Here is a 26,110-nt window from a genome sequence, read left to right as displayed (position 1 = left end):
CGCCGGGCAGGCTTCAGCGGTGATCATCCGACCGAAGAGGGGGAACCGGAGTATGAGCGGGCGAGTGACTGCGGTCAGCAGCAACGGGGAGTACTCGTTCACCAAGCCGAACCGGGACAGCATCAGGCTGCTCGCCGGGCTGGGTGTGGAGGGGGACGTGCACGCCGGTGTGACGGTCAAGCACCGGTCGCGCATCGCGCAGGATCCGACCCAGCCGAACCTGCGCCAGGTGCACCTCATGCACGAGGAACTCTTCGAGGAGGTCGGTGAGGAGGGGTTCAAGGTGGCGCCCGGCGAACTCGGCGAGAACATCACCACGCGGGGCATCGATCTGCTCGGTCTGCCGGTCGGCACGCTGCTGCGCATCGGCGAGACCGCGGTGCTGGAGGTGACCGGCCTGCGCAATCCCTGCCTGCAGATCGACATCTTCCAGGACGGGCTGCTGAAGCGGGTGGTGGGGCGCGACGAGGCGGGGAACGTCGTGCGCAAGGCCGGGATCATGAGCGTGGTGCGGGAAGGGGGCGTGGTGCGTCCCGGCGACGCGATCGCGGTTGAACTGCCTGCGGGGCCGCACCGGCCCTTGGACCGGGTCTGACCCGTCGTCGCTGAGGCCGGGCGGTTGCCAGGCCCGGCGGAAATGGGTTTGCCCGGGGCGACGTCCGCCGCGCAGAATCGCGCCCATGGGTCACCTTGAAGCAGCGCATCTGGAGTACTACCTGCCCGACGGAAGGGCGCTGCTGGGTGACGTCTCGTTCCGGGTGGGGGAGGGGGCCGTCGTCGCCCTCGTGGGGCCCAACGGGGCCGGGAAGACGACCCTGCTACGCATGCTCGCCGGTGAGCTCAAGCCGCACGGCGGAACCGTCACCGTGGGCGGCGGGCTCGGCGTGATGCGGCAGTTCGTCGGATCCGTACGCGACGAGAGCACCGTGCGGGACCTGCTCGTGTCCGTCGCCACCCCCCGCATCCGCGAGGCGGCCCACGCCGTGGACATCGCCGAGCACGCCCTCATGACCGTCGACGACGAGGCCGCCCAGCTGAAATACGCGCAGGCCCTCGCCGACTGGGCCGAGGCCCGCGGCTACGAGGCCGAGACGCTGTGGGACATGTGCACCACGGCCGCTCTCGGCATTCCCTACGAGAAGGCACAGTGGCGCCAGGTCCGCACCCTCTCCGGGGGCGAGCAGAAACGGCTCGTCCTGGAGGCCCTCCTGCGCGGCACCGACGAGGTGCTCCTCCTCGACGAGCCCGACAACTACCTCGACGTCCCCGGCAAACGCTGGCTGGAGGAGCGCCTCGCGGAGACCCGCAAGACCGTCCTGTTCGTCTCCCACGACCGCGAACTGCTCGCCCGCGCCGCCCAGCGGATCATCTCCCTGGAACCCGGCCCCGCGGGCGCCGACGCCTGGGTGCACGGCGGCGGTTTCGGCACGTACCATGAGGCCCGCCGGCAGCGGTTCGAGCGCTTCGAGGAACTGCGCAGGCGCTGGGACGAGAAACACGCCCAGCTGAAGAAGCTGGTGCTGACGCTCCGTCAAGCCGCAGCCGTCAGCCATGAGATGGCCTCTCGCTACGCCGCCGCCCAGACCCGGCTGCGCAAGTTCGAGGAGGCCGGCCCGCCGCCCGAGCCGCCCCGTGAGCAGGACATCAGGATGCGGCTCAAGGGCGGTCGCACCGGCGTCCGGGCCGTCACCTGCGAAGGGCTCGAACTCACCGGCCTGATGAAGCCCTTCGACCTGGAGGTCTTCTACGGCGAACGCGTCGCCGTCCTCGGCTCCAACGGCTCCGGCAAGTCCCACTTCCTGCGCCTGCTCGCCGGCGGCGACGTGGCGCACACGGGCCACTGGAAACTGGGAGCCCGCGTCGTCCCCGGGCACTTCGCGCAGACGCACGCGCACCCGGAGCTGGAGGGCCGCACACTGCTCGACATCCTGTGGACGGAACACGCACAGGACCGCGGCGCGGCGATGTCCCGGCTGCGCCGCTACGAGCTGACGAACCAGGCCGAGCAGACGTTCGACCGCCTGTCCGGCGGCCAGCAGGCCCGCTTCCAGATCCTCCTGCTGGAGCTCCAGGGCGTGACGGCGCTGCTGCTCGACGAGCCGACCGACAACCTGGACCTGGAGTCCGCTGAGGCACTCCAGGAGGGCCTGGAGGCCTTCGAGGGTACGGTCCTCGCGGTCACGCACGACCGCTGGTTCGCCCGCTCCTTCGACCGCTACCTGGTCTTCGGCAGCGACGGCCGGGTCCGGGAGACCCCGGACCCGGTCTGGGACGAACGCAGGGTGGAACGGGCCCGCTAGGCCGTGTCCGCGAAGTCCCGCCTGCCCCGCGACGCCCGGCACGCTCCCCCACTGCCTCAAGGGCGTGGGAGGTGCCCCCACTCGCCGCACCGGACGAAGCCCCGAGTACATCCAGTACGAGGGACTCCGTCCGGTGCACCGAGAGCACGCTCCAGACGCCGCGGGGCCCGCCCTCCGGGCGGACGACGGGACTTTGCGGACACGACCTAGGGACCCGGCTCCCCGCTCACTTCCAGCGGAGCAGCGCCCCGAGACCGCCGACCGGAACCTCGCGCTCCGCAACGGCCAGGGCCGCCGCGTCCGTCGCCACGGCCGACCGGATCAGCGCGTCGTCCGCGCGGGTCGGCCAGGAGTGCTGCTCGCCGAGGATCTTCAGGTCCGTACGCCGCACCGCGACCTGGTCCGGGTCCTCGCCGATCCACACCTCGCGGTGCGCGTCCGGCCCGTCCGGCCTGATCAGCAGCTCGTCGATGCGGCGCTCGCGCGCCGCCTCGATCAGCGCGGGCACGCCCTCCACGGCTCCGGTGCGGCCCTCGTCGTCCGGGTTCCGGGCGGCCAGGAACCGCTCCAGCTCCGCCTCGGCCCGCCGCGCCACGTGCTCGGCCCGGGCCCGCTCCACGTCCTCGTCGAGGAGCCGGCTGCCGCTGCCGTGCGGCGCCTCGACGACGAGGTCGTGCAGCCGCTTGGGCAGCCGCTCGTGCACGGACCGCCGCTCACGGTCGTCGCCGACGAGAATCAGCAGGTCGGCGCGGGTCTCCTCCTGGCACACGGCGAGCGCGTCGGCGATCTCCGCGGCGTTGTGCTCCCAGGTGTTCTCCACCCGCAGCTGGAAATGCCGCTCGGACCAGTCCACGGAGCTCGTCCGGTGCACCGGCCACTGGCGGCCGGTGACGCTTCCGGCGCCCTCGCTGCCCAGTGCGCTGCGCAGCTCGAAGTCCGCGCCCTTGCGGTCGACGTACGCCACCACGCACACCGGGTCCTCGCCGGCCAGCTCCAGCAGCGGCGTCACACGCGGCAGCGGGGCCCATTCGGCCCAGTCGCCGCCCTGCGGGGGTCGGGCCAGCGGCGGGTCGAGGACCACCTCGCCGGCGCGGGCGAACAGGGCCCGGCCGTGCGGTTCCGAAGAGTGCCGCAGGTCCTCGATCGCGCTCTGCACGGCCCGGCAGGTCGCCTCGTCCGCGCCCTGGTCGGCCAGCTGCCTGGACATCGCCTGGGCCGTGAGCTGCCGCTCGTGGGGGGTGGCCTCCGTATGCCGGGAGGTGTCGACGTACACCGAGGCCCAAGGCCCGGGGTGTTCGTACAGTGGGTGCAGAAAGGCGAGATCCATGGCTCCCTCCTGGATGCCGCTCGGGGGTAGTGCTCAGTTGCTCCCCGGGCGGGTACCCGGACCACATGAACGAACACGACGAGCGGGGCAACACCATGACCGGAGTGGACCCTGACCGGCTGGACGACCAGCAGCTCATGAAGGAGCTGGAGACCATCCACCGCACGCGCCACGACACGCTGCTCTACGGCTCGAACGACGCGCTGCGGGCCCACAACGAGCGCATGGCGCAGCTGGAGGGCGAGTTCCTGCGCCGCAACCCGCGCCGCCCGGTGGCCTCGGGCCGCACCCGCGAAGGCGCCCGGGAACGGCGAAGCGGGGACTCGGTGACCCCCACGACTCCCGGGACCTGAACCCCGCCGGACCAGCACGGAAGCGACGCACCCCGGCGGGCAGTGGCACAACGCGACTCGGTCGGCACCGGTCACTTCGCGCCCCCCGCCCGCGCCGGCACAGTCCGGCCTGGCCCGCACCGCACAGCGGACCCCGGCCCCGCCGGCGCTTCGCGCGCGGGTCCGCACCCTCGCGGCCGGGTTCGCCGCGGTACGAGGCGGCCTGCTCCGCGCCGCCGCCGCCCGGCCTGATCGGCACCATTCAAACGCGCCCCGGCCCCGGTGGCGCTTCGCGCGCGGGTCCGCACCCTCGCGGCCGGGTTCGCCGCGGTACGAGGCGGGCCCGCTCCGCGCCGCCGCCACCCGGCCTGATCGGCACCATTCAAACGCGCCCCGGCCCCGGCGGCGCTTCGCGCGCGGGTCCGCACCCTCGCGGCCGGGTTCGCCGCGGTACGAGGCGGGCCCGCTCCGCGCCGCCGCCACCCGGCCTGATCCGCACCACTCAAACGCGCCCCTGCCCCGGTGGCGCTTCGCGCGCGGGTCCGCACCCTCGCGGCCGGGTTCGCCGCGGTACGAGGCGGCCCGCTCCGCGCCGCCGCCACCCGGCCTGATCCGCACCACTCAAACGCGCCCCGGCCCCGGCGATGCCTCGCGCGCGGGTTCGCACCGCCCGTCACGACCGGGTTCGCATCGGCACAAGGCGAGCCGCTTCGCACCGGCGCAACCCGGCCCGGTGCGCACTGCACCAGCACGCGATCCGTTCCGTAGAGGCGCATCGCGAACAGGCCGGCATCGGCACAACCCGAGCCGCCTCCCAACCGCCACACCACGAGACGCCCCCCTCGCAGCACAAAGCACAAAGCGAGCCGGGCCGCGCCCCCACAAGCGCGGCCCGGCCCTGCCCCACCCCGGCTCAGTGCCGCACCGGCGCCCGTCCCCAGTGCCGGTGTGCCGCGATCGCGGCGCAGTACGCGTTCAGGAACTCCTCGCTCGCCGGGCCCGGAGACGTGTCCGTCACCACGCCCTGGTCCGTGACCACGCGGTGGAACTCCGTCGACAGCCGCAGGCCCTCGGGCTCCAGGGCCGACAGGACGCCCACGCCCGAGCCGAGTGCGCCCACCGGCTTGCCGTGCCGGTAGGCGTCCCGTACGAACCGCACGGCGTCCGGGTCGGCCGCCGTCGGCGGGGTGCCGACGGGCCCGCCGGGCAGCAGCACGGCGTCGTACAGCACGGACGCCACGGTCGGCAGCGCACGGTCGACCGCGTACGTCTCACCGTCGGACCCGGTGATCGTCCCGTCAGCCGGGGCCAGCGCCTCGACGATCGCCCCCTCGGCGGCCAGCCGCTCCCGCACGGAGGTGATCTGCTCGGCGTCCACGCCGTCGGTGACCAGCACGGCGATCTGCCGGGTCCGGATCGAACCGTCCCCGCGCAGCGACTCCAGGCTGAGCGCCGGGGAGGCCGACTTGGACGCGGACTCGGCGGCGGACGGCTCAGGCACCCCGACACCCCGTGCCACCTGCACCGCCAGCTCCCCGTCGACCTTGGCCAGGTGCTCGACGGTGCGCGCCCGCACGGTCATCGCGCCCACCTTGCCGAGCTCGAACCGGAACGCCTCGACGATGTGCTGCTTCTCCCAGTCCGCCATGCTGTTCCAGAACATCGCGGGCTGGCTGTAGTGGTCCTGGAAGCTGGGACTGCGACGCCTGATCTTGTGGCCGTCCACCCGTTCGGCGTAATGCGTGTAGGCATTTCCGCCGGCGCCCGCGTGGGCCGGGCAGCCACCGCCGAGCGAGTTCGGGAAGTAGTTCGTGCCGGAGTGGATCGCGCTCTGGTGGTAGCCGTCGCGCTGGTTGTTGCGCACCGGCGCGACCGGCCGGTTCACCGGCAGCTGCGAGAAGTTGGGCCCGCCGAGCCGGATCAGCTGGGTGTCCAGGTAGGAGAAGTTCCGCGCCTGGAGCAGCGGGTCGTTGGTGAAGTCGATCCCGGGCACGACGTTCGCCGTGTGGAAGGCGACCTGCTCGGTCTCCGCGAAGAAGTTCTCCGGATTGCGGTCCAGCACCATCCGGCCGATCGGCCGCACCGGCACCTGCTCCTCCGGGATGATCTTCGTCGGGTCGAGCAGATCGAAGTCGAACGCGAACTCGTCCTCCTCCGGCACGAGTTGCACGCCCAGTTCCCACTCGGGGTACTCGCCCGCCTCGATCGCGTCCCACAGGTCACGCCGGTTGAAGTCCGGATCCCGGCCCTGGCACTCCTGCGCCTCGTCCCACACCAGCGAGTGCACGCCGAGTCGCGGCTTCCAGTGGAACTTCACGAACGTGCCCTTCCCGTCCGCGTTGACGAACCGGAAGGTGTGCACGCCGAAGCCCTGCATCATGCGATAGCTGCGCGGGATGGCCCGGTCCGACATCAGCCACATGATCGCGTGCAGCGTCTCGGGCTGGAGCGACACGAAGTCCCACAGGGTGTCGTGCGCGGACGCGCCCGTCGGGATGTCGTTGTGCGGCTCGGGCTTCACCGCGTGCACGAAATCGGGGAACTTGACGCCGTCCTGGATGAAGAAGACGGGGAAGTTGTTCCCGACCAGGTCGTAATTGCCCTCCGACGTGTAGAACTTGGTCGCGAAGCCGCGCACGTCCCGCACCGTGTCCGCCGAGCCCTTGGGGCCCTGCACGGTCGAGAACCGTACGAACACGGGCGTGCGCACGGCCGGGTCCTGGAGGAACGCCGCACGGGTGAACTCCGCGCAGGACTCGTACGGTTCGAAATAGCCGTACGCGCCCGCGCCCCGCGCGTGCACCACCCGTTCCGGGATCCGCTCGTGGTCGAAGCGGGTGAGCTTCTCCCGGAAGTGGAAGTCCTCCATCAGCGTCGGACCGCGCTCGCCCGCCGCCAGGGAGTCGTCGGTGTGGTCGACCTCGACTCCCTGGTCGGTGGTGAGCGGTCCGCCGGCCGGATCGTCCGCCTTGAAGGCCTCGCGCTGTTGCTGTTTCCGGTCGGCGGGAGAGGCCATCAGGCGGCCTCCTCGGCGAAGACGTCGAGGAAGGTCTCGCAGAACGCCTTCAGATCGTCCGGCTTGCGGCTGGTGACCAGCTTGTTGGCCCCGTGGTCACAGACCTTCACCTGCTCGTCGACCCAGGTGCCGCCCGCGTTGCGGATGTCGGTCCGCAGACTCGGCCACGAGGTCAGCACCCGGCCGCGTACGACGTCCGCCTCGACCAGCGTCCACGGCGCGTGGCAGATCGCGGCCACAGGGCGGCCCTGCTCGAAGAAGTCCCGGACGAACGCGACGGCCGTGCCGTCCATCCGCAGGAAGTCCGGGTTGGCCACCCCGCCCGGCAGCACCAGCGCGCCGAACGAGCCCGGAGCGGCCTCGCCCACGACCTCGTCCACGGGGAAGGTGTCCGCCTTGTCGAGGTGGTTGAACGCCTGGATCTCACCCTGCTTCGTCGACACCAGCACGGGCTCGTGACCGGCTTCCTTCGCGGCCTGCCACGGATCGGTCAGCTCCACCTGCTCGACGCCCTCGGGCGCTACCAGAAATGCGATACGCATGATGCTCAACGTCCTTTCCCGGAGCGTGCGGCGCTCCAGCGCGCCGCGTCGCTCCTCGCGTTCTTGTCGTTCTTGCGGTTCCTGCGGCCCGTGCGCACGCACCGCAGCAACTCCTCGCCGTACGGCAGCAGCACACAGGTGCCGATCGCCGCGGCGATGCCCGCCAGATAGCCGCGCGACAGCGGCCGCCGGCGCGGTACCAGCCGCCACGCGTCGGGGTCCCCGCGGCCGCCGCGCAACAGCGACTTCACCTGGTCGGCGTGCAGGCACATCAGGGAGGCCAGCGCCGCGAACGGCAGCGACTCCAGAAAGCTGTGGACGTGCTGCTCGACCGGCTTGACCTCCCGCTCGCTGTCGACGGCCGTCCGGACGTCCCACAGCGCCGTCGCCTCATGCACTGCGGCCCCGCCCAGCTGCACGCTCAGCAGCAACGGGTTGATCTCGTAGCGCAGCGTCAGCGCGATCGGGATGCCGACCTCGGCCATCATCAGCGTGGGGGCACCTCCCACGCCCTTGAGGCAGTGGGGGAGGATCAACGACTCCTTGGTGCCCGCGGTCTCCTCGATACGGGTCCGCCGGTGCATCACCCAGTCGGCCACCCCGGGCACGAACCAGCCGGGCAGCAGCCCGTACAGCAGATAGCGGGTCGTGGCGTCACCGACGTCCACGGTGACGCCACTGGCTGTGATCTCCTTCGCCTGGTCGGTGCTCACACACCACCTCGGGCGTCCGGCTCGGCGCGGCTGATGTCGGCGAGCGCCGAGGCGGGGTCCTCGGCCTCGGCCAGGTCGCCGAGGCTCACCATCCCGACCGGCAGCCCGTTCTCCACCACCGGCAGGCGGCGCACCGCGTGCTCGCGCATCAGCGACACGGCGGTCGTCACCGGGTCGTTTGGCGTCACCGTCACCGGGTCCGGTGTGCACACCGACTGCGCGCTGACCGTCATCGGGTCGGCCCCGTCGGCCACCGCCCGTACCGTGATGTCACGGTCGGTGAGCACGCCGATCACGGCCTGTCCCTCGGCCACCACCACGTCGCCGATGTTCTGGGTGCGCATCAACTGCGCCGCCTCGACGAGCGAGGCGTCCGGGCGTACGGCGACCACACCCGGGGTCATCACGTCCTTCACCAACTCGGCCATCACTGAGGGCCCTCCCTCCGTTCCCCGGCCGGCGGGGCGCCGCGGGCGGGCCGGCCCGCCCGCGGCACACCCCGTCGCGGTCCCTACGCGTACTCCTCCGGTCCGGTCTCCCGGGCCCGGATCAGGGCCTGGGCCAGCTCCTGGACATTGCCGTAGCGCTCCTGGCGCGGCAGCCGCTCCAGGTCCTCGACGAGGGCGTCGGGCGCCTGGTGGCCGCGCAGTTCCCGGGCCAGGTCGCGCGCGCTCGCCGGGAACGCCCTGCGGCCCAGGATCCGGGCCAGCTCCAGGCGTACCGACTCCAGGGACGTCGGCGCACGGCTCGGCGTCACCGGCCCGCGCGCGACCTCGGGGTCGTCCTCGGCAGCCGGCTCCGGGTCGTGCCACTCCTCACTGCGGGTGGGGTGCCCGGACCTGAGCAGCCCCTGGAGTTCATGCTTCATCTCGTCGTCACGATGGACGCTCAGCCGGTCGCTGCCTCGCTGCATGTCTCCCTCCAGACGGTCGGGGGTCCGCACCGCGTACCCGAACACCGCGAGCCGACACGGGTCCGCCACCCCGGATCGGTGCCCTCCACACGGGTTTGCGCCACGGCCTGGGGGAGACCCGGATCACACCCCCCACTCATCTCTGGGGAAGGACACGCCATGGCGATGCTCGCTGTGCTGCTTCCGGTGCTCATGCTCGGAGTGGTGTTGCTGCTGGGCCGCTACGAGGAGCTGCTGCTGTCGCAGGACGGCGCCGACCGGCGCGAACCGGCCGGCGTGCCCCCGGCGGCGGCGACCGCTACTTCTTCTCGCGCCCCGGCAGGAACTCCTGCATCTTCGCCTTGAAGCCCTGCTTGACCACCGATCCCCGGTCCGAGTCGCCCTTCAGGATCGACGCGGCGGTCGCCTCCATCTGCTCCCAGGTGGCGTGCGGCGGGATCGGTGGGACGGCCGGATCCGTCAGGAACTCGACCACCGCGGGGCCGTCCGCCTCCAGCGCGGCACGCCAGCCCGCCTCGACGTCCTCAGGCTTCTCCACCCGGATGCCGGTCAGCCCCAGGGAACGCGCGAACGCGGCGTACTGCACGTCCGGGATCGCTTGCGACGGCAGGAACTGCGGCGCGCCCTCCATGGCCCGCATCTCCCACGTGACCTGATTCAGATCCTGGTTGTTCCAGACGGCGATCACCAGCCGCGGGTCCTCCCACTGGTGGCGGTACTTCGCCGCCGTGATCAGCTCCGCCATCCCGTTCATCTGCATCGCCCCATCGCCCACCAGCGCGATCGCGGGCCGGTCCGGGTGCGCGAACTTCGCGCCGATCACGTACGGCACCCCGCAGCCCATCGTCGCCAGCGTGCCGGAGAGCGAGCCCCGCATGCCCGGCCGCATGGTCAGGTGCCGCGCGTACCAGTTCGCCGTCGAACCCGAGTCGGAGGCGATGATCGCGTTGTCCGGCAGCAGCGGGTCCAGGGCGCGGGCCACGTACTCCGGGTTGATCGGGTCGGCGTCGAGTCCCGCACGGCGCTCCATGACCTCACGCCAGCGCGTCACGTTGGCGCACACCGTGTCGTACCACTCGCGCCCGCGCCCCTCCTCGATCAGCGGGATCAGCCGCTCCAGCGTGGCCTTCGCGTCACCGACCAGGTTCACCTCGTACGGGTAGCGCATCCCGACCATGTGCGGGTCGATGTCGATCTGCACACCCCGCGCCTTGCCGAACTCCGGCATGAACTGGGTGTACGGGAACGACGACCCGATGGTCAGCAGCGTGTCGCAGTCCCGCATCAGCTCGTACGACGGACGCGTGCCCAGCAGGCCGATCGAGCCGGTGACGTACGGCAGTTCGTCGCTGAGGACGTCCTTGCCGAGCAGCGCCTTGGCGACACCGGCGCCGAGCAGCTCGGCGATCGACTCCACCTCGGCCCGCGCGCCGGCCGCGCCCTGGCCGACCAGGATCGCCACCTTGTCGCCGGAGTTGAGGATCTCGGCGGCCCGGCGCACCGAGTCGTCGGACGGCACGGCCGTCCACGAACTGCGGTCCAGGCTGGAGGGCACCATCTTGAACTCGTGCGTCGGCGGCGAGTAGTCGAGCTCCTGCACATCGCCGGGGATGATGATCGCGGTCGGGCAGCGGCGCGCGTACGCGGTGCGGATCGCCCGGTCCAGCACGTTCGGCAGCTGCTCCGGCACGGTCACCGTCTCCACGAAATCCGAGGCGACGTCCTTGTACAGCGAGTGCAGATCCACTTCCTGCTGGTAGGAGCCGCCCATCGCGGTGCGGTGCGTCTGGCCGACGATCGCCAGCACCGGGACATGGTCCAGTTTGGCGTCGTACAGGCCGTTCAGGAGATGGATCGCGCCCGGTCCGGAGGTGGCCGTGCACACTCCGAGACGGCCGCTGAACTTGGCGTATCCGACCGCCTGGAACGCCGACATCTCCTCGTGCCGCGACTGCACGAACCGGGGCTCGTTCTCGGCCCGGCCCCATGCGGCGAGCAGGCCGTTGATGCCGTCGCCCGGATAACCGAAGACCTGCTCGACCCCCCACTCGCGCAACCGCTGAAGGACGTGGTCGGAGACCTTGGTGCTCATGTACGACCTCCCGGACGTATGGGGACAGAGCCAGCTGTACGAGTCACCCTGCGCGACGGCGGAAAACCTCTCCGGGTTTGCGGGCGGGGGCCGGGGGCAGGCGCACCTCAGTGCTTCGGACAGGAGGCACGTCCGTGGGAGCGGCGAATCGCGCCGCCACCGGCGCTCCTGGTCCGCACCCAGTCGACGCGCTCCCACGGTGACCGTCCAACCCAGAGCACCTGCAAGGGAATTGCGACGCATCATGCCGATCCACACCAGCGCGAAGCAGCACCCCCACGACGACGCCCCCGACACCGCCGACGCCTTCCGCAGGCTCGCCACACTGCCCGGCGGACCCGAGCGCGACGCGCTCCGCGACGAGATCGTCGAGGCCTGGCTGCCCATGGCCGACCGGCTCGCCGGACGTTTCCGCAGCCGCGGCGAGAGCTTGGAGGACCTGCGCCAGGTCGCGGCCCTCGGCCTGGTCAAGGCCGTCGACCGGTACGACCCCGAGCTCGGCAACGCCTTCGAGAGCTACGCCGTGCCCACCATCACCGGCGAGATCAAGCGGCACTTCCGGGACCACATGTGGACCCTGCACGTACCTCGCCGCGTCCAGGACCTGCGCAATCGCGTCCGGTTCGCCTCCCAGGACCTGTCCCAGACCATCTCCGGCCGGCGGCCCACCGTGGCGGAGATCGCCGAGCACGCGAAGCTGAGCGAGGAGGACGTCAAGACCGGCCTGGAGGCGCTGGAGAGCTTCACCGCCCTGTCCCTGGACGCGGAGCTGCCCGGCAGTGAGGACGGGTACTCCCTGAGCGACGCGCTCGGGTCGCCGGATCCGGCGCTGGACACGGTCGTGGACCGTGAGGCGGTGAAGTCGCGGCTGGCGGCGCTGCCGGAGCGGGAGCGGGCGATCCTGTACATGCGGTTCTTCGGGGACATGACGCAGAGCCGGATCGCCGAGGAGCTGGGGATCTCGCAGATGCATGTGTCCCGGCTCATCAGCCGGTGCTGCGGTCGGGTCCGGGAGCAGGTCATGCGGGATGTGGCGTAGCGCCGTGGGGCTGTCGGGGTCTTGCGGCTGCGGGTCCGTTGTGGCCGGTCGCGCCCACGCGGCGGAGCCGCATATCGATACAGCCCCGCGCCCCTGGGGGACGTCCGGTTCACCCGGTTGAGTGGCACTGTCCCGCCAATGGGGTCTGGCCGCGCGCGGCGTTGTAGCGGGCTGACTGTGATGGCAGGAGGGCTTTTCTGCCGTCGCCCGAAGGAGTCCGGTCCATGCGCCGCACCCGCCACGCACTCTTCGTAGCCGTCCTGGCCGGCTCGGCCCTGGCCGGGTTCGCGCCGGTCGTGTCCGCCGAACCCGCCGCCGAGGTCAGTCCGGCCACCGTGGAGCCCGGCGGCACCCTCACCATCTCGGTCAGCTGTGATCCGACCGGGGGGCCGCCGCCCGACAGCATCGACGCGACCTCGCAGGCCTTCGACGAGGGCACGGTCCCGTTGCGCAAGGTGACCGGCAACGACGACGAGGTGTCCGGCCCGGCCTACCGGGGCACGGCCCGTATCGCTCCCGCGGACAACTTCGAGGGAGACCCCGACGCCCTCGGCGAGGACTCGGCGTGGACCGTCGACGGCACCTGCCCGGCCGCCCCCGGCGGGGAGGGCAAGCCGTGGAGCGCGACGTTCACCGTGGCGCACGGCGGTGGCCACCACACGCCGTCCCACCACCCGACGCACGAGCCCTCCCACCGGCCCACCCACAAGCCCTGCCCCGACGAACAGCGCGACGCACCGCGGCACCACTCCGCCGAGTGCGGGGAAGCGGTCGTCCAGCGCGGGGTACGCGCCGGCGACGGCGGTGCCTTCTCCGACTCCGTGCCCGCCCTGGTCGCGGGCGGAGTGCTGATCGCGGGGGCGTTCGGTGCCGCCGTGCACCGGCTGCGCAACCGGGAGAGCGACCCGTACCGCTGAGCCCCGGCGCGCACCACCGCCCCGCGAGCCCCCCGGTTTCCCCGGCCCGGCCCGCTCATGCTGTGACCGTCACAACCCGGTGGGGAGCCCATGGGGCGACGGCGCCATGGGTACTCAGTGGCCGAGGGCACGCGCGATACGGCTCGGGCGAGGGCGACAGGACACGGCAGCAGGCACTGCGGAGGTACGGATGCGGACGGACCCGGAAGGCCACGGCCCCGTCCGGTTCGGGCCGCCGCTCCCCGACGACGGACTGCCCGTGCTGCCGGAGCTGTCCGCCGTGCTCGCCGCCGCGGCGTCCCGGGGCGATCACGAGCCGGTCGGCGGGGGAGAGGCCCTGCGGGAGGCCGCCTGCGGCTACTGGGACCGGCGCGGACTGCACTGCGACCCCGGCAGGGTGGCCGCCGGGCCCGGCGCGCCCGCGCTGCTGCTCGCCCTGACCGCCGCCCTTGGCGGCGACGTCCTCGTGCCGAGACCCTGCGCCGCCTGGTGGGCGCCGTACGCCCGCCTGCTGGGACGCCCCGTCTTCCACGTGCCGACCCCGCCGGAGAGCGGCGGGGTGCCCGATCCGTACGCCCTGCTGGAGACCGTGCGCCGGGTCCGCGCCGAGGGCGGTGATCCGCGCCTGCTGGTGCTGTCCGTCGCCGACGACCCGACGGCCACCGTCGCCCCTCCCGAACTGCTGCACGAGACCGTCGAGGCCGCCCTGGGGGAGGGCCTGCACCTCGTCAGCGACGAGACCTGGCGCGACACCCTGCACGACCCGCACGACACCGTGCTGCTCAGCCCCGCCGAGATGCTGCCCGGCAGGGTCACCGTCGTCACCGACCTGGCCGGGGCCTTCCTCCCGCCCGGCTGGCCGGCCGCGGTGGCCCGCTTCCCGGCCGGCGAGGACGCCGACGGCCTTCACGCGCGCGTGCTCGACGTCCTCACCGCGCTCGACGCCCGGGTCGCCGCTCCCGTCGCCTCGGCGGCCGCCTACGCGCTGAGGGAACCGGAACCGGTCACCGCGCGCATGTCCGCCACCGTGCGCCTGCACGCGCGCCTGGCCGCCGAGGCGCACGCCGTCGTCGTCGCGGCAGGCGCCCTCGCCCGGCCCCCGCGGGCCGGCCGCCATCTGTACGTCGACTTCGCACCGTTGCGCCCCGCGCTGAGCGCGCACGACATCGGTGACGCGCAGGAGCTGGAGGACTTCCTCGCCGCCCGCCTCGGCATGCCCGCGCCCGGCGGCCACCGCTTCGGCGACGAGCTCGAAGCCCCGCGCGTGCGGCTTTCGACCGGCGCACTGCTGCTCGGCTCCGCCACGGAACGCGCGGAATGCCTCACCTCACCCACGCCGTTGGAACTGCCACACGTGCAGCGTGCGTTGATCCAACTGAAGTCGGTCTTCGACGATCTCCGTGACGACGCTCAGCGATGGGAGCCTCCTCGATGACGCAGCAGTCCGAGTCGACCACGAGCACGACCACTCGGGAAGCCGGCGACGCGGCCCTCCCGTCCCCCCTCGCGCCCCCGTACCCGCCGCTGGCCGAACCGAGACCACTCGCCGAGCGCCGGGTGTGGCCGCGCACGTTCCACGACCGGCTGACCGCCCCGCTGCCCGGCCTGAGGGCCATGGCCCGCTTCGCCCGCGAGGGCGCCGTCAGGCCGGGCCCGGAAGGCCTCGCCGACATCCCCCGGCTCCCCTACGCCCCCGGCCCGCTGCCCCGCGTCGACGCCCGCACGGTCGCCGTGACCTGGGCGGGACACGCCAGCTGGGTCCTGCGCATCGGCGGGCTCACGGTCCTCACCGACCCGGTCTGGTCCCGCCGGATCCTCGGCACCCCGGCCCGCGTCACCCCCGTGGGCGTCCCCTGGGAGGCGCTGCCGCGCGTCGACGCCGTCGTCATCAGCCACAACCACTACGACCACTTGGACGCCCCCACGCTGCGCCGCCTGCCGCCCGACACCCCGGTGTTCGTCCCGGCCGGCCTGGCCCGCTGGTTCCACCGCCGCCGCTTCACCCGTGTCACGGAGCTCGACTGGTGGGAGGCGGCCGAACTCGACGGCGTCCGCTTCGACTTCGTCCCGTCCCACCACTGGTCCAAGCGCACCCTCACCGACACCTGCCGCAGCCTGTGGGGCGGCTGGGTCCTGACCGACCAGGAGGGGCAGCGCGTCTACTTCGCGGGCGACACGGGCTACGGCCACTGGTTCTCCCGCATCGGCCGCCGCTACCCCGGTATCGACCTCGCCCTCCTGCCCATCGGCGCCTACGACCCCCGCTGGTGGCTCAGCGACGTCCACTGCGACCCGGAGGAAGCGGTCCGAGCGGCCCAGGACCTGGGAGCGACCAGGATGGCCCCCATGCACTGGGCCACTTTCGTCCTGTCGGCGGAACCGGTCCTGGAGCCCCTCACGCGGGTACGGGCGGCCTGGGAAAAGACGGGCCGGCCCCGAGAAAACCTCTGGGACATGCCGGTAGGCGCTTCAAGGGTGCTGACGACGAACCCGCACCCCGGAAACAAAACAGCCTCCAACGGCGCTACCGAACCCGCCGCACCACACTCGGCACCGCACTGATCAGCAGTGTCAGCCCGATCGCCGCCACGACCCCCTCCCACGGCTCATCGAACAACGACCCCCCGAGAACCCCGATCAACTGATACGTCACGGCCCAGGCCAGACAGGCCGGCAGGTTCCCCCGGGAGAACCGCCGTATGGGCCACTTCGCCAGAAGACACGCCAACATCACCGGAATCCGCCCCGCCGGCACCAGCCGTGACAGCACCAGCACCGCCACACCGTGCTCGGCGAGCTTCGTCTGCGCCTGCTCCAGCCGGTCCTCGGGGGCCCGCGCCCGGAGCGCCTCCAGCCAGCGCGAGCCGTTCTTCGACTTCATCCCGCGCCGCCCCAGCCAGTACAGCGCCGCGTCGCCGAGGAACGCCGCCAGCGACGCCGTCACGAACACCATCGCCAGCGAGAACGGCGCCGTCTGGTGCACGGCGACCACGGCCGCCGAACTCACCAGCGCGCCCGTAGGGATCACCGGCACCAGCGCCCCGACCAGCACCAGCACGAAAAGCGTCGGATAACCGATCGCCTGCTGCGTGGACTCCGGCACGACGGACGCCGGGGTGACGGCCGACGCCGCGAGCAGAGGTATCGCGGCCTGTGCCACGGGCCCGGTCGGGATCACCGCGCGACCTCGAGGCGCACGCTCTCCCCGTGCCCGAGCCGGTGCACCGCCACGCCGGGCGCGTGCCGCGCGGCGAGCCGCACGAACTCGTCACCCGGCGCATGGAACTCGTGGGGGCGCACGGCGTCCATCCCGATCGGCCAGTACGTGCCGTAGTGCACCGGCACCGCACTGCGTGGCGCCAGCCGCGCCAGCGCCTGGGCCGCCCGGCCCGCGTCCAGGTGCCCCTCGCCCAGGTACGGCCCCCAGCCGCCCACCGGCAGCAGCGCCACCTCGACCGGCCCGACCTCCTCGGCCATGTCGTCGAACAGCCCGGTGTCCCCGGCGAAGTACGTCCGGGCCTCGCCGGCGACGACGTAGCCGAGCGCGGGGGAGCGGTGCGGTCCGAGCGGCAGCCGGCGTCCGTCGTGCCGCGCGGGCACGGCCCGTACGACGATGTCGCCGACCGGCGTCTCGTCCCCGGGCGCCACCTCGCTGACCCGCAGGTGCGCGAGCCGGCGCAGTCCCGGCACCGCCCGGCGCGCGCCCCGGGGCACGAGCAGGCGCGTGCCCGGAGCGAGCCGCATCAGCGACGGCACATGCAGGTGGTCGGCGTGCAGATGCGAGACCAGCGCGACATCCGCCTGGCGGGCGCCGGGAGGCGGCAGGTCTCCGCGCCGGCGGCGCAGGTGCGCGAGCCGGCGCGCGAACAGCGGATCGGTGAGCACGCGTACGTTCGAGTCCTCGACCGTGCAAGTGGCGTGACCCCACCAGGTGATCTCCACCGGCACTTCTTTGCCTCCTTCGCGCGACTCCCCGAAGCCTACGTGCAGGAGTAGGGTCGGCGGCTGAACCGGAGGTGAGGGGGACGCCATGGGGCCGGTCCGGGTCACGGCGATCGCGAGTCTGACGCCGCTGGAGGAGCTCGACGACGATCCGTTCCTGGTCGACTCCCGCAGCCAGCACGCGATGTGCGCCCGCTGGGCCGCCGAGCGGGGCTATGTGATCAGCCGGGAGTTACTGGTCCGGGGGCTGCGTCCCGACCACGGCGCGCTGTGGGACGGCGTCCGCCCCGGCCTGGACCTGTTCGTGGCACCCAGCCGGAGAGTGCTGGAGAGCGCGCTCGCCTCCGTCGAGGAGTTCACCGCGGAGTGCGCGCGGCGCGGGGTACGCGTCGAGACGGTCGGGCACGCGGAGCCGGCCTACGACGCGGCGATGAAGGCGTGCGTGCACCGCCGGCTGTCGATGCCGACCGCCGGCTACGACGGGCGCTGACGCGACGGTCCGGGGGACACCAGGCGTCCGCGGAGCGTTGTGGCACTGTGGGTGAGGGTCCGTGGTCGCGACGGGCCGGGACGTGAGGTGGCTGGGCGTGCGGGGCGTGCGGTGGCGGCGGGTCGCCAGTCAGGTCGGGCGGAGCGTCGCCGTGTGGGCGGTCTCCACCCTCACCATGCTCGTGCTCGCCGGGATCCTGCCCGACTTCCGGCTCCGCTCGGCCGACGGCGACAGCGCGACCGACATCGCCGTCAAGGCGGCCTTCGGCGCCGGCGCCTTCGGTCTGCTGTCGGCCGTGGTCTGGCCCCTGCTCGTCCGGCTCCTGCTCCTCGTACCGGCGCTCGTGCTCGGACTGCTGGTGTTCTTCCTCAACGGCGCGCTGCTACTGCTCGCCCTGCGCCTCGACCCCGGGGAGCGCGGCACCGCCGCCCCGGAGACCGCCGTCGTGGTCGCCGCCGTGATGTCCGCCGTGGCGTCCGCCACCGGCGCCGCCCTCGCCGTGCGCGACGACGACGCCTACCGCCGCAGGCTGTACCGCCTCTCGGACCGCCGCCGCAGGTCCAAACCGCCCTGCCCGTCCACCCCCGGCACGGTCTTCCTGCAACTCGACGGCGTCGGCCACGACGTCCTGCTGGACGCGGTCGCCGAGGGTCTGATGCCCACCGTCGCCCGCTGGCTCGGCATCGGCGACGGCGCCCGCCCCACCCACCGGCTCACCCCCTGGCGCACCGACTGGTCCAGCCAGACCGGCGCCAGCCAGCTCGGCATCCTGCACGGCAGCAACCACGACGTCCCGGCGTTCCGCTGGTACGAGAAGGACACCCGCGAGGTCGTCGTCTGCAACCGCCCGAGCAGCGCCGCCGAACTCCAGCGCCGCGCCGTCGGCTACGCGGGGCACGGCGGTCTGCTCGCCGTCGACGGCGCCAGCCGCGGCAACCTGTTCAGCGGCGGCGCCGAGCAGCAGGCCCTCGTGTTGTCCGTCGCCGCCCGCCGCAGCCGGGAGAACCGCTCCCGCGCGGGCTACTTCGCCTACTTCTCCGACCCGGCCAACGCCGTGCGCACGGCCCTGTCCTTCGTCGCCGAGGTGGGCCGCGAGGTCGGCCAGTCCACCCGGGCCCGCCTCGGCAAGCACCGCCCGCGCGTCTCCCGCGGCGGCCTCTACCCGCTCGTGAGGGCCTTCGCGACCGTCGTCGAGCGGGACGTCGTCGTGGCCGCCGTGACGGGCGACATGCTCGCCGGCCGCACCGCCGTCTACGCCGACCTCGTGGCCTACGACGAGGTCGCCCACCACTCCGGCCCGGCGAGCCGCGACGCGCGGAAGGTCCTCGAACGCCTCGACCGCTCCCTCGCCCTGATCGAGAACGTCGCCGAGCACGCCCCGCGCCCGTACCGGATCGTCGTGCTGTCCGACCACGGCCAGAGCCCCGGCGAGACCTTCCGCTCCCGCTACGGCCTCACCCTCGGCGACCTGGTGCGGGCCGGCTGTGGGCTGCCCGTGCCGCGCCGCGCGGAGCGCACCCGCAGCGGGGCGGAGGCCCGCGCCGCCGTGCGCGCCGCCCTGCGCATCCCCGTCGAGGAGAGCGGCGAGCGACACCGCCCCACACGCCGCTCGGAGCCGATCGTGCTGGCCTCCGGCAACCTCGGCCTGGTCTCCTTCCCGGACGTCACGCACCGCATGAGCAAGGAGGAGATCGACGCCCGCCACCCCGCGCTGCTGCCGACCCTCGCCAACCACCCCGGCATCGGCTTCCTGCTGGTCCGCAGCGACGAGCATGGCGGGGTCGTCCTCGGCGCGTACGGCGCCGAGATACCGCTGGCCGACCTCGACGACAACCCGGGCCCGCTCGCCCCGTTCGGCCCGGGCGCCGCCGACGCGGTACGCCGCACCCACTCCTTCCCGCACACCGCCGACATCATGGTCAACTCCTTCCACGACCCGGCCGACGGCGAAGTCCTCGCCTTCGAGGAGCAGATCGGCTCCCACGGCGGCCTCGGCGGCGCCCAGGGCAAGCCCTTCCTGCTGTCGCCGCTCGGCTTCTCCGCGCCGGTCGGCGAGAGGGAGGAACTCGTCGGCGCCGAGCACGTCCACCGCGTCCTGCGCCGCTGGATGCGCGAGTCGGACGGCCCCCAGGTGCCGCTGGAGACCAGCGAGGAGCGCGCCGCCTGAGAGCGTGCCGCGTCCGGGCAGCGGCGTGCCTGACCCCGCAGGGCGGCTGCCGTTCGCGTCAGAGGGCAGGTCTTCCGCGTGAGTTGAGCGGGAGTGTGATCGGATGGTGGCCAGGAACCCGGTCGTGGTTCCGGATACTCATCGAAAGGATGCGTCATGGCAGCCACGCGCTCCGCACACACCGTGTGGGAAGGCAACCTGTTCAAGGGCAACGGCGTCGTCACCTTCGACTCCTCCGGCATCCTCGCCGAGCAGCCGGTCAGCTGGGCGGCCCGCACCGAGGAGCCGGGCGGGAAGACCAGCCCGGAGGAGCTGATCGCCGCCGCCCACTCCAGCTGCTTCTCGATGGCCTTCTCCAACATCCTCGACAAGGCCGGCACCCCGCCGACCAAGCTGGTGACTTCCGCCGACGTCACCTTCCAGCCCGGCGAGGGCATCACCGGCATCCACCTCACCGTCGAGGGCACCGTCCCCGGCATGGACGAGGCGGCCTTCCTCGCCGCCGCCGAGGAGGCCAAGGTCGGCTGCCCGGTCAGCCAGGCCCTCAAGGCCACGCCCATCACCCTGACCGCCAAGCTCGCCTGACCTGCCCCAGCCACGTCGCGCGGGCCCGCCCACCAGGGCCGGCCCGCGCGACGTCGTCGGCGCCCGGGGTAGGAACCAGACGCTCTGCCGCCGACGGTCCGGAAGGAAAGCGATGCTGCCGGAACGTCCACCAGCGCGACGGCGCTCGCCTCCGCCACCCGTGACCGGACCCGTGTCCTGCTACGTACCGGCCCGGCTCCCCTTCGTGCTCCTGGACCTGATCGGCTACGTCCTGCTCGGACGGATCAGCACCCGCTCCGGCTCGCTGCTGGCGGCCTCCGACGACGCCCCCGTACCTGTCCCGCCTCCGCGCTCGCCCTCCGGGAGCCGACGACCATGACGCCACGCCCCGCCGTCTCCGCCCACCGGGGCGGCTCCGAGCGTGCCGGACCCGCCACCTGGGAGGCGTACGAGGACGCGCTGGAGTCCGGCGCGGAGTACGCCGAGTTCGACATCCGCCGCACGAAGGACGGCGTCCTCGTCGTCTACCACGACCCCCGGGTCGGGCCGGCCGGGCCGCCGCCGGCCGCGCTCACGCACGCCGAGCTGAGCGAGCGGGCCGGCTACGACGTGCCGGTGGTGGACGAGGTGATGGAGCTGATCGCCGGGAGGCTCGTGGCGCACCTGGACCTGAAGGAGACCGGTTACGAGCGGGAGGTGATCGACCGGGCGGTGGCCCTGCTCGGCGTGGACGGGCTCGTCGTGACGTCACTGGAGGACTGCTCCGTGGCCGCCGTCGCGCAGGCCTTCCCCGGGGTGCGTACCGCGCTGTCCCTGGGGCGCGACCGCAGGGAGCTGGCCCTGGCCCGGTTGCCCGGGACCCGGCTGAGCGAGCTGTTCCCGGCGCGCCGCATCCGGGCCTGCGGGGCCCACGGCGTCGCCGTGCACCAGCGGCTGGCCAGGGCCACCGTGCTCCGCGAGGCGACCCGCCGCGGCCTGTTCACCATGGTGTGGACGGTCAACGACGACACACTGATGCGGGCCTTTCTCGCCCACCCGCGCGTGGACGTGCTCGTCACCGACCGGCCCCGGCGGGCCGTGGCGCTCCGCGGGCCGGTCACCCCCTCGCGCCATTGACAACAGCGCACTCAAGATTTGTGCTGGAAAGGGAGAGCGCCCTGGCGGAAGGGGACAGCGATGGGACGTGCGGTCGGGATCGACCTCGGAACCACGAACTCGGTGGTCGCCGTGCTGGAGGGCGGCGAGCCCACCGTCATCGCCAACGCGGAGGGGGCCAGGACCACACCCTCGGTCGTGGCGTTCGCCAAGAACGGCGAGGTGCTGGTCGGGGAGGTGGCCAAGCGGCAGGCCGTGACGAACGTGGACCGCACCGCCCGTTCGGTCAAGCGCCACATGGGTGACGCGCACTGGCGCTTCCCCGACCACGGCGACATCGACGGCACCCGCTACCGGGCGCAGGAGCTGTCCGCGCGGGTGCTGCAGAAGCTGAAGCGGGACGCGGAGTCCTACCTCGGCGAGGACGTCACCGACGCGGTGATCACCGTCCCGGCGTACTTCGACGACACCCAGCGGCAGGCCACGAAGGAGGCCGGGGAGATCGCCGGCCTGAAGGTGCTGCGGATCATCAACGAGCCGACGGCCGCCGCCCTCGCCTACGGCCTGGACAAGGAGAACGACCAGACCGTGCTCGTCTTCGACCTCGGAGGCGGCACCTTCGACGTCTCGCTGCTGGAGATGGGCGAGGGCGTCATCGAGGTGAAGGCCACCAACGGCGACACCCACCTCGGCGGCGACGACTGGGACCAGCGGATCGTCGAGTACCTGGTCAAGCGCTTCAAGGGCCAGTACGGGGTCGACCTCGCGGGCGACAAGATGGCCGTGCAGCGGCTGCGCGAGGGCGCCGAGAAGGCCAAGATCGAGCTGTCCAGCTCCACCGAGACGACGATCAACCTGCCCTACATCACGGCCTCGTCCGAGGGGCCGCTGCACCTCGACGAGAAGCTGACGCGGGCCCAGTTCCAGGAGCTCACCGCCGACCTGCTGGACCGCTGCAAGGAGCCCTTCCACCAGGCGGTCAAGGACGCCGGTGTGAAGCTCTCGGCGATCGACCACGTGATCCTGGTCGGCGGCTCGACCCGGATGCCCGCGGTGACCGACCTGGTCAAGGAACTCACCGGCAAGGACCCGCACAAGGGCGTCAACCCCGACGAGGTCGTGGCCGTGGGCGCCGCGCTCCAGGCGGGCGTCATCCGCGGCGACGTCAAGGACGTACTGCTCCTCGACGTCACCCCGCTGTCCCTCGGCATCGAGACCAAGGGCGGCATCATGACGAAGCTCATCGAACGCAACACGACGATTCCCACCCGGCGTTCGGAGATCTTCACCACCGCCGCCGACAACCAGCCCTCGGTCGGCATCCAGGTCTATCAGGGCGAACGGGAGATCGCCGCGTACAACAAGAAGCTCGGCGTCTTCGACCTGACGGGCCTGCCGCCTGCGCCGCGCGGTGTGCCGCAGATCGAGGTGGCCTTCGACATCGACGCCAACGGCATCATGCACGTCTCCGCGAAGGACCTGGCGACCGGCCGCGAGCAGAAGATGACCGTCACCGGCGGCTCGGCCCTGCCCAAGGACGACATCGACCGCATGATGCGCGAGGCCGAGCAGTACGCGGAGGAGGACCGCAAACGCCGCGAGGCCGCCGAGACCCGCAACCAGGCCGAGCAACTCGTCTACCAGACCGAGAAGTTCCTGCGCGACAACGGCGACAAGATCCCCGCCGACACGAAGACCGAGGTCGAGTCCGCCATCACCGAGGTGAAGGAACAACTGGAACGGCAGGCGGACACCGCCGCCCTGCGCGCCGGCGTGGAGAAGCTCGCCTCGGTCAGCCAGCAGATGGGCCAGGCGATGTACGCCCAGGCCCAGCAGACGCCCACCGGGGAACCCTCCGGCACCCCGCGGGACGAGGAGGACGTCGTCGACGCGGAGATCGTGGACGAGGAGAAGGACCGGCGGGACGAGAAGGGCGGCGCCGCCTAGGCCGTGTCCGCACGGCGAGGCAGGGCGGGATCGGCAGGTCTACGCCGGCGGGGCGTGGCTGCCCGACGCGGCGGGCGGCAGGGTCACGCACACCGCGTCCAGGACGGTCGCGTACGGCGTGCCGAAGTGGGTGAGCCTGGAGCGGAGCCGGTCCAGACCGTCGCGGTGGTCCGTCAGGAGCTGGGTGTCGCCGGTGCGGGCCGCGCACTCGAGGACCGCGGGGAGGAAGTCCGGCGGTTCCTCGCCGGTCGTCTCCAGGCCGTGCGCGCGGTACAGCTCCTCGGAGGGCGTCGGTGCCGCCTCGCGCCAGGCGCTGAGATACAGGCTGTGGTCCGGCTCCGCCTCGAAGACCTCGACGTAGTGCGCCGCCAGCTCACGCGGTGGGCTGAGCGCCGCATGGTCGGCGAACTCCCGTAGCTGCGGGGCGGCTTCGCGCAGCAGCGGAAGCCGGGCGTGGAAGGTGTCGTCGGGGAACATCAGGCACAGCGCCGCCGCCTGGTACAGCACCTCGAATCCGGGCATCGGACCTCCTTCGCGTGTGCCCCGCGATCCCGACGCTAGGGGCGGGCAGGGGGGCACACCCGCCGACGGGGTCCGTACGGGTCAGGCTGGACGCAAGGGGGTGTGGAGCGGCCGGGCTCCGTGCAGTGGGCGGAGCCCGGCCGTCCCGTTCTCTCCCTCCCGCCCCGGGGGGAGGCTGAGGCGGCAGGGAGAGAGGCAGGGGACCAGACACTCACACAGCGCACGGCCCACGCCGGACGTCACCCGGCATCCTGCGACCTGAGGGGCCGTCGGTGCGCTGTGACAGTTCTGTGAGGACGCGCGCTTGTCTCCATGAGGGTGCCGCAGCGAGCGGGGCGCGTCGGTGGCACGGACTCGCAGACGAACCCGGTGCGAACGAGGACGATCTTGAGCCAGGAACGGCAAACGCGCTACGCACGATCCCACGACGGGGAACTGGGCGCGGCCGTCGCGCTGGCCCAGGACGGGGACGAGACCGCTTTCGCGGTCGCTTACCGGCTCGTGCTGCCCGGACTGCTCGGCTATCTGCGCGGACTCGTCGGCGACGACGCGGAGGACGTGGCGTCCGACGCCTGGCTGCAGATCGCCCGGGACCTCGGACGGTTCCGGGGGGACGGGGCGGGTTTCCGCGGCTGGACCGCCACCATCGCCCGGCACCGGGCACTGGACCATGTGCGCCGCCAGCGCGCGCGGCCCCGGCCGGGGCCGATCGAGCAGGACGTACTCGACCTGCCCGGCCCGCGCAGCACCCACGACCAGGCCCTGGAGGCCGTCGCCACGAGCGGGCCCTGGAACTGGTCCGCGGGCTGCCGCAGGACCAGGCCGAGGTCCCCAAGCGTGCCGACATTCGCCTGACCTGCGTCGGCAGCAGCCTGTTCGCCGCACGGAAGACGGCCGAGCCGGACCAGGTCGACGGACGCTACGGCGACACCCAGCACACCTGGGAACCGGTGCCGGCACCCGACCGCATCCGCAAGTCGGTGCACGACTACGTCGACATGGCCGGACTGGCGTACGCGGCTTTCGACTTCGCCGAGGACGAGGACGGCTTCTGGTGGTTCCTCGAGTGCAACCAGAGCGGCCAGTTCGGCTTCGTGGAACTGGAGACCGGGCAGCCGATCGCGCAGGCGGTCGCCACATGGCTGTCACGGCCGGCCAGGCGCTGAACCGCTCAGAAGCTCTCGCGGTACTCCCGCAGCAGCCGCTCGGTGCGCTGCGTCGAGGCGGCGCCCGCGGTCATGTGGTCGAGGACCTCCAGATGCGCGGAGACCTCCTTGCGGGAGTCGAGGTACAGCGCGCCGGTCAGGTACTCGGTGAAGACCATGTCGGGCAGTTCGGGCTCGGCGAAGCGGAACAGGGAGAACGGCGCGTACGTGCCCGGGTGCGGACCGTCCTTGAACTCGGCGATCTGGAGCGTGACGCGGTCCCGCTCCGAGTACTCCAGCAGCTTGTCCAGCTGGTCCCGCATCACCTGGCCGTCGACGCTCACCGGCCGCCGCAGCACCGTCTCGTCCATGATCACCCACAGGTGCGGCGGGTTCGGGCGATCCAGCAGCCGCTGCCGCTCCATGCGCAGCGAGACGTGCAGCTCCACGGCCTGAGGCCCGGAGTTCCCGATGGTGCCGGCCTGCAGCACCGCACGCGCGTACGCCTCGGTCTGCAGGAGCCCCGGCACGAAGTGCGGCTCGTAGGACCGGATGATCCGGGCGGCGCCCTCCAGGCTCACGTACAGGCTGAACCACTCCGGCAGCACGTCGTGGAACCGCTGCCACCAGCCCGGCCGGTTCGCCTCCTCGGCGAGCTCGACGAACGCGGTCACCTCGTCCTCGGCGACGCCGTACGCCGTCAGCAGGATCTGCACGTAGGGGATCTTGAGCGCGACGTCGGCGGTCTCCATGCGCCGGACCGTCGCGGGGGCGACGCGCAGCACCCTGGCGGCCTCGTCACGACTGAGGCCCGCCGCCTCGCGCAGCTCCTGCAGCCTCTTGCCCAGCACCACCTGGCCCACGGTCGGTGCGGCCCGCCGTTCACTCACGCCACGCCTCCCCAACGTGCCCCAGCCTGTGATCAGTTTGTCACGTTCCGACGGGGGTCTCACAGGGCCGCGGGCGAGAAGATCGCGGGAAACGGACGTGCCGCCGGGGCATTACCCCGCGGGTAATCGACCGGGCGCGCCCGGGACGGGATCGTGAACGCACCGGGCCCCGGGC

General features: G+C 72.6%; 26 protein-coding genes and 1 pseudogene. 16 read left to right on the top strand and 11 right to left on the bottom strand.

Features of this window, described 5'->3' with window-relative positions; all coding sequences use genetic code 11:
• Positions 1–52 precede the first annotated feature (52 nt).
• Both AC07F0_RS23530 and AC07F0_RS23525 read left to right on the top strand, forming a co-directional pair.
• Positions 53–595 carry an MOSC domain-containing protein gene (locus AC07F0_RS23530; protein WP_478981589.1) on the top strand — a complete coding sequence of 181 codons (543 nt, stop codon included), beginning with the start codon at positions 53–55 and terminating at the stop codon, positions 593–595.
• 85 nt (positions 596–680) lie between these two features.
• Positions 681–2,300 (top strand): ATP-binding cassette domain-containing protein, encoded by a 1,620-nt coding sequence (locus AC07F0_RS23525; RefSeq protein WP_478981587.1) that lies wholly within the window; start codon positions 681–683, stop codon positions 2,298–2,300.
• A 226-nt stretch (positions 2,301–2,526) separates the two neighbouring features.
• On the opposite strand, the gene AC07F0_RS23520 is transcribed toward AC07F0_RS23525, so the two are convergent.
• Positions 2,527–3,627: a baeRF2 domain-containing protein gene (locus AC07F0_RS23520; RefSeq protein ID WP_478981585.1), complete on the bottom strand. Its 1,101-nt coding sequence runs from the start codon at positions 3,625–3,627 to the stop codon at positions 2,527–2,529.
• A gap of 65 nt (positions 3,628–3,692) precedes the next feature.
• Here AC07F0_RS23520 and AC07F0_RS23515 point away from each other — a divergent pair, with 65 nt between their 5' ends.
• Positions 3,693–3,980, top strand: a complete 288-nt coding sequence (locus AC07F0_RS23515; RefSeq protein WP_478981583.1) for a DUF6158 family protein — start codon at positions 3,693–3,695, stop codon at positions 3,978–3,980.
• Between the two features lie 892 nt (positions 3,981–4,872).
• Here the strand turns inward: AC07F0_RS23515 and AC07F0_RS23510 are convergent.
• From AC07F0_RS23510 to AC07F0_RS23490, 5 genes are all read right to left on the bottom strand, one after another.
• Positions 4,873–6,975 carry a catalase gene (locus tag AC07F0_RS23510; protein WP_478981581.1) on the bottom strand — a complete coding sequence of 701 codons (2,103 nt, stop codon included), beginning with the start codon at positions 6,973–6,975 and terminating at the stop codon, positions 4,873–4,875.
• Complete coding sequence (locus tag AC07F0_RS23505; protein WP_478981580.1) at positions 6,975–7,517, bottom strand: type 1 glutamine amidotransferase domain-containing protein; 543 nt, start codon at positions 7,515–7,517, stop codon at positions 6,975–6,977. The genes AC07F0_RS23510 and AC07F0_RS23505 overlap by 1 nt, the downstream gene beginning before the upstream one ends.
• A 5-nt stretch (positions 7,518–7,522) precedes the next feature.
• A complete protein-coding gene (locus AC07F0_RS23500) occupies positions 7,523–8,230 on the bottom strand; it encodes a diguanylate cyclase (protein WP_478981579.1) in 708 nt (235 codons plus the stop codon).
• A complete protein-coding gene (locus AC07F0_RS23495) occupies positions 8,227–8,658 on the bottom strand; it encodes a CBS domain-containing protein (RefSeq protein WP_478981578.1) in 432 nt (143 codons plus the stop codon). Before AC07F0_RS23495 ends, AC07F0_RS23500 begins: the two co-directional genes overlap by 4 nt.
• Before the next feature lie 83 nt (positions 8,659–8,741).
• Positions 8,742–9,143, bottom strand: coding sequence for a DUF2795 domain-containing protein (locus AC07F0_RS23490; RefSeq protein ID WP_436726222.1), 402 nt, complete (start codon positions 9,141–9,143; stop codon positions 8,742–8,744).
• A 159-nt stretch (positions 9,144–9,302) separates the two neighbouring features.
• Between AC07F0_RS23490 and AC07F0_RS23485 the strand changes: the two genes are divergently transcribed.
• Entirely contained in the window at positions 9,303–9,488 is a 186-nt protein-coding gene (locus tag AC07F0_RS23485) for a hypothetical protein (RefSeq protein WP_436726223.1), read from the top strand.
• On the opposite strand, the gene AC07F0_RS23480 is transcribed toward AC07F0_RS23485, so the two are convergent.
• Positions 9,442–11,235, bottom strand: a complete 1,794-nt coding sequence (locus AC07F0_RS23480) for a thiamine pyrophosphate-requiring protein (protein WP_478981576.1) — start codon at positions 11,233–11,235, stop codon at positions 9,442–9,444. The genes AC07F0_RS23485 and AC07F0_RS23480 overlap by 47 nt on opposite strands.
• Positions 11,236–11,479: 244 nt before the next feature.
• Between AC07F0_RS23480 and AC07F0_RS23475 the strand changes: the two genes are divergently transcribed.
• The 4 genes from AC07F0_RS23475 to AC07F0_RS23460 all read left to right on the top strand — a co-directional run bounded on the left by AC07F0_RS23475 (position 11,480) and on the right by AC07F0_RS23460 (position 15,753).
• Positions 11,480–12,274: an RNA polymerase sigma factor SigF gene (locus AC07F0_RS23475; RefSeq protein WP_478981574.1), complete on the top strand. Its 795-nt coding sequence runs from the start codon at positions 11,480–11,482 to the stop codon at positions 12,272–12,274.
• Between the two features lie 224 nt (positions 12,275–12,498).
• Positions 12,499–13,191, top strand: a complete 693-nt coding sequence (locus AC07F0_RS23470) for a hypothetical protein (RefSeq protein ID WP_478981572.1) — start codon at positions 12,499–12,501, stop codon at positions 13,189–13,191.
• 190 nt (positions 13,192–13,381) lie between these two features.
• On the top strand, positions 13,382–14,626 hold the full coding sequence (locus tag AC07F0_RS23465; protein ID WP_478981570.1) for an aminotransferase class I/II-fold pyridoxal phosphate-dependent enzyme: 1,245 nt from the start codon (positions 13,382–13,384) through the stop codon (positions 14,624–14,626).
• Positions 14,623–15,753 carry an MBL fold metallo-hydrolase gene (locus AC07F0_RS23460; RefSeq protein WP_478981568.1) on the top strand — a complete coding sequence of 377 codons (1,131 nt, stop codon included), beginning with the start codon at positions 14,623–14,625 and terminating at the stop codon, positions 15,751–15,753. The genes AC07F0_RS23465 and AC07F0_RS23460 overlap by 4 nt, the downstream gene beginning before the upstream one ends.
• Here AC07F0_RS23460 and AC07F0_RS23455 read toward each other — a convergent pair.
• Both AC07F0_RS23455 and AC07F0_RS23450 read right to left on the bottom strand, forming a co-directional pair.
• Positions 15,716–16,351, bottom strand: a complete 636-nt coding sequence (locus AC07F0_RS23455) for a DedA family protein (protein WP_478981566.1) — start codon at positions 16,349–16,351, stop codon at positions 15,716–15,718. The two genes, AC07F0_RS23460 and AC07F0_RS23455, sit on opposite strands and share 38 nt — an antisense overlap.
• Before the next feature lie 14 nt (positions 16,352–16,365).
• Positions 16,366–17,139: an MBL fold metallo-hydrolase gene (locus tag AC07F0_RS23450; protein WP_359192578.1), complete on the bottom strand. Its 774-nt coding sequence runs from the start codon at positions 17,137–17,139 to the stop codon at positions 16,366–16,368.
• Between the two features lie 82 nt (positions 17,140–17,221).
• Between AC07F0_RS23450 and AC07F0_RS23445 the strand changes: the two genes are divergently transcribed.
• From AC07F0_RS23445 to dnaK, 6 genes are all read left to right on the top strand, one after another.
• On the top strand, positions 17,222–17,623 hold the full coding sequence (locus AC07F0_RS23445; RefSeq protein ID WP_436726229.1) for a hypothetical protein: 402 nt from the start codon (positions 17,222–17,224) through the stop codon (positions 17,621–17,623).
• Positions 17,624–17,720: 97 nt separating this feature from the next.
• Positions 17,721–19,790, top strand: coding sequence for a phage holin family protein (locus AC07F0_RS23440; RefSeq protein ID WP_478981564.1), 2,070 nt, complete (start codon positions 17,721–17,723; stop codon positions 19,788–19,790).
• 156 nt (positions 19,791–19,946) lie between these two features.
• The gene (locus AC07F0_RS23435; protein ID WP_037668927.1) at positions 19,947–20,375 is read left to right on the top strand and encodes an OsmC family peroxiredoxin; all 429 of its coding nucleotides are present in this window, start codon (positions 19,947–19,949) and stop codon (positions 20,373–20,375) included.
• A gap of 160 nt (positions 20,376–20,535) precedes the next feature.
• The gene (locus AC07F0_RS23430) at positions 20,536–20,715 is read left to right on the top strand and encodes a hypothetical protein (RefSeq protein ID WP_478981562.1); all 180 of its coding nucleotides are present in this window, start codon (positions 20,536–20,538) and stop codon (positions 20,713–20,715) included.
• The gene (locus AC07F0_RS23425; protein ID WP_478981560.1) at positions 20,712–21,452 is read left to right on the top strand and encodes a glycerophosphodiester phosphodiesterase family protein; all 741 of its coding nucleotides are present in this window, start codon (positions 20,712–20,714) and stop codon (positions 21,450–21,452) included. The genes AC07F0_RS23430 and AC07F0_RS23425 overlap by 4 nt, the downstream gene beginning before the upstream one ends.
• A gap of 60 nt (positions 21,453–21,512) precedes the next feature.
• Positions 21,513–23,378, top strand: a complete 1,866-nt coding sequence (dnaK, locus tag AC07F0_RS23420; protein ID WP_478981558.1) for a molecular chaperone DnaK — start codon at positions 21,513–21,515, stop codon at positions 23,376–23,378.
• Between the two features lie 39 nt (positions 23,379–23,417).
• Here the strand turns inward: dnaK and AC07F0_RS23415 are convergent, their stop codons facing one another.
• Complete coding sequence (locus AC07F0_RS23415) at positions 23,418–23,900, bottom strand: nitrate reductase molybdenum cofactor assembly chaperone (protein WP_478981556.1); 483 nt, start codon at positions 23,898–23,900, stop codon at positions 23,418–23,420.
• A 343-nt stretch (positions 23,901–24,243) separates the two neighbouring features.
• Here AC07F0_RS23415 and AC07F0_RS23410 point away from each other — a divergent pair.
• A pseudogene (locus tag AC07F0_RS23410) lies at positions 24,244–24,727 on the top strand (RNA polymerase sigma factor); the annotation flags it as partial.
• A gap of 123 nt (positions 24,728–24,850) precedes the next feature.
• Positions 24,851–25,066 (top strand): hypothetical protein, encoded by a 216-nt coding sequence (locus tag AC07F0_RS23405; protein WP_478981875.1) that lies wholly within the window; start codon positions 24,851–24,853, stop codon positions 25,064–25,066.
• Between the two features lie 5 nt (positions 25,067–25,071).
• Here AC07F0_RS23405 and AC07F0_RS23400 read toward each other — a convergent pair whose 3' ends face one another.
• A complete protein-coding gene (locus tag AC07F0_RS23400) occupies positions 25,072–25,935 on the bottom strand; it encodes a helix-turn-helix domain-containing protein (protein ID WP_478981554.1) in 864 nt (287 codons plus the stop codon).
• Positions 25,936–26,110: the final 175 nt, after the last annotated feature.

The organism is Streptomyces sp. NPDC045955 (assembly GCF_056430805.1).
This window is presented reverse-complemented; position numbering and strand designations above follow the sequence as displayed.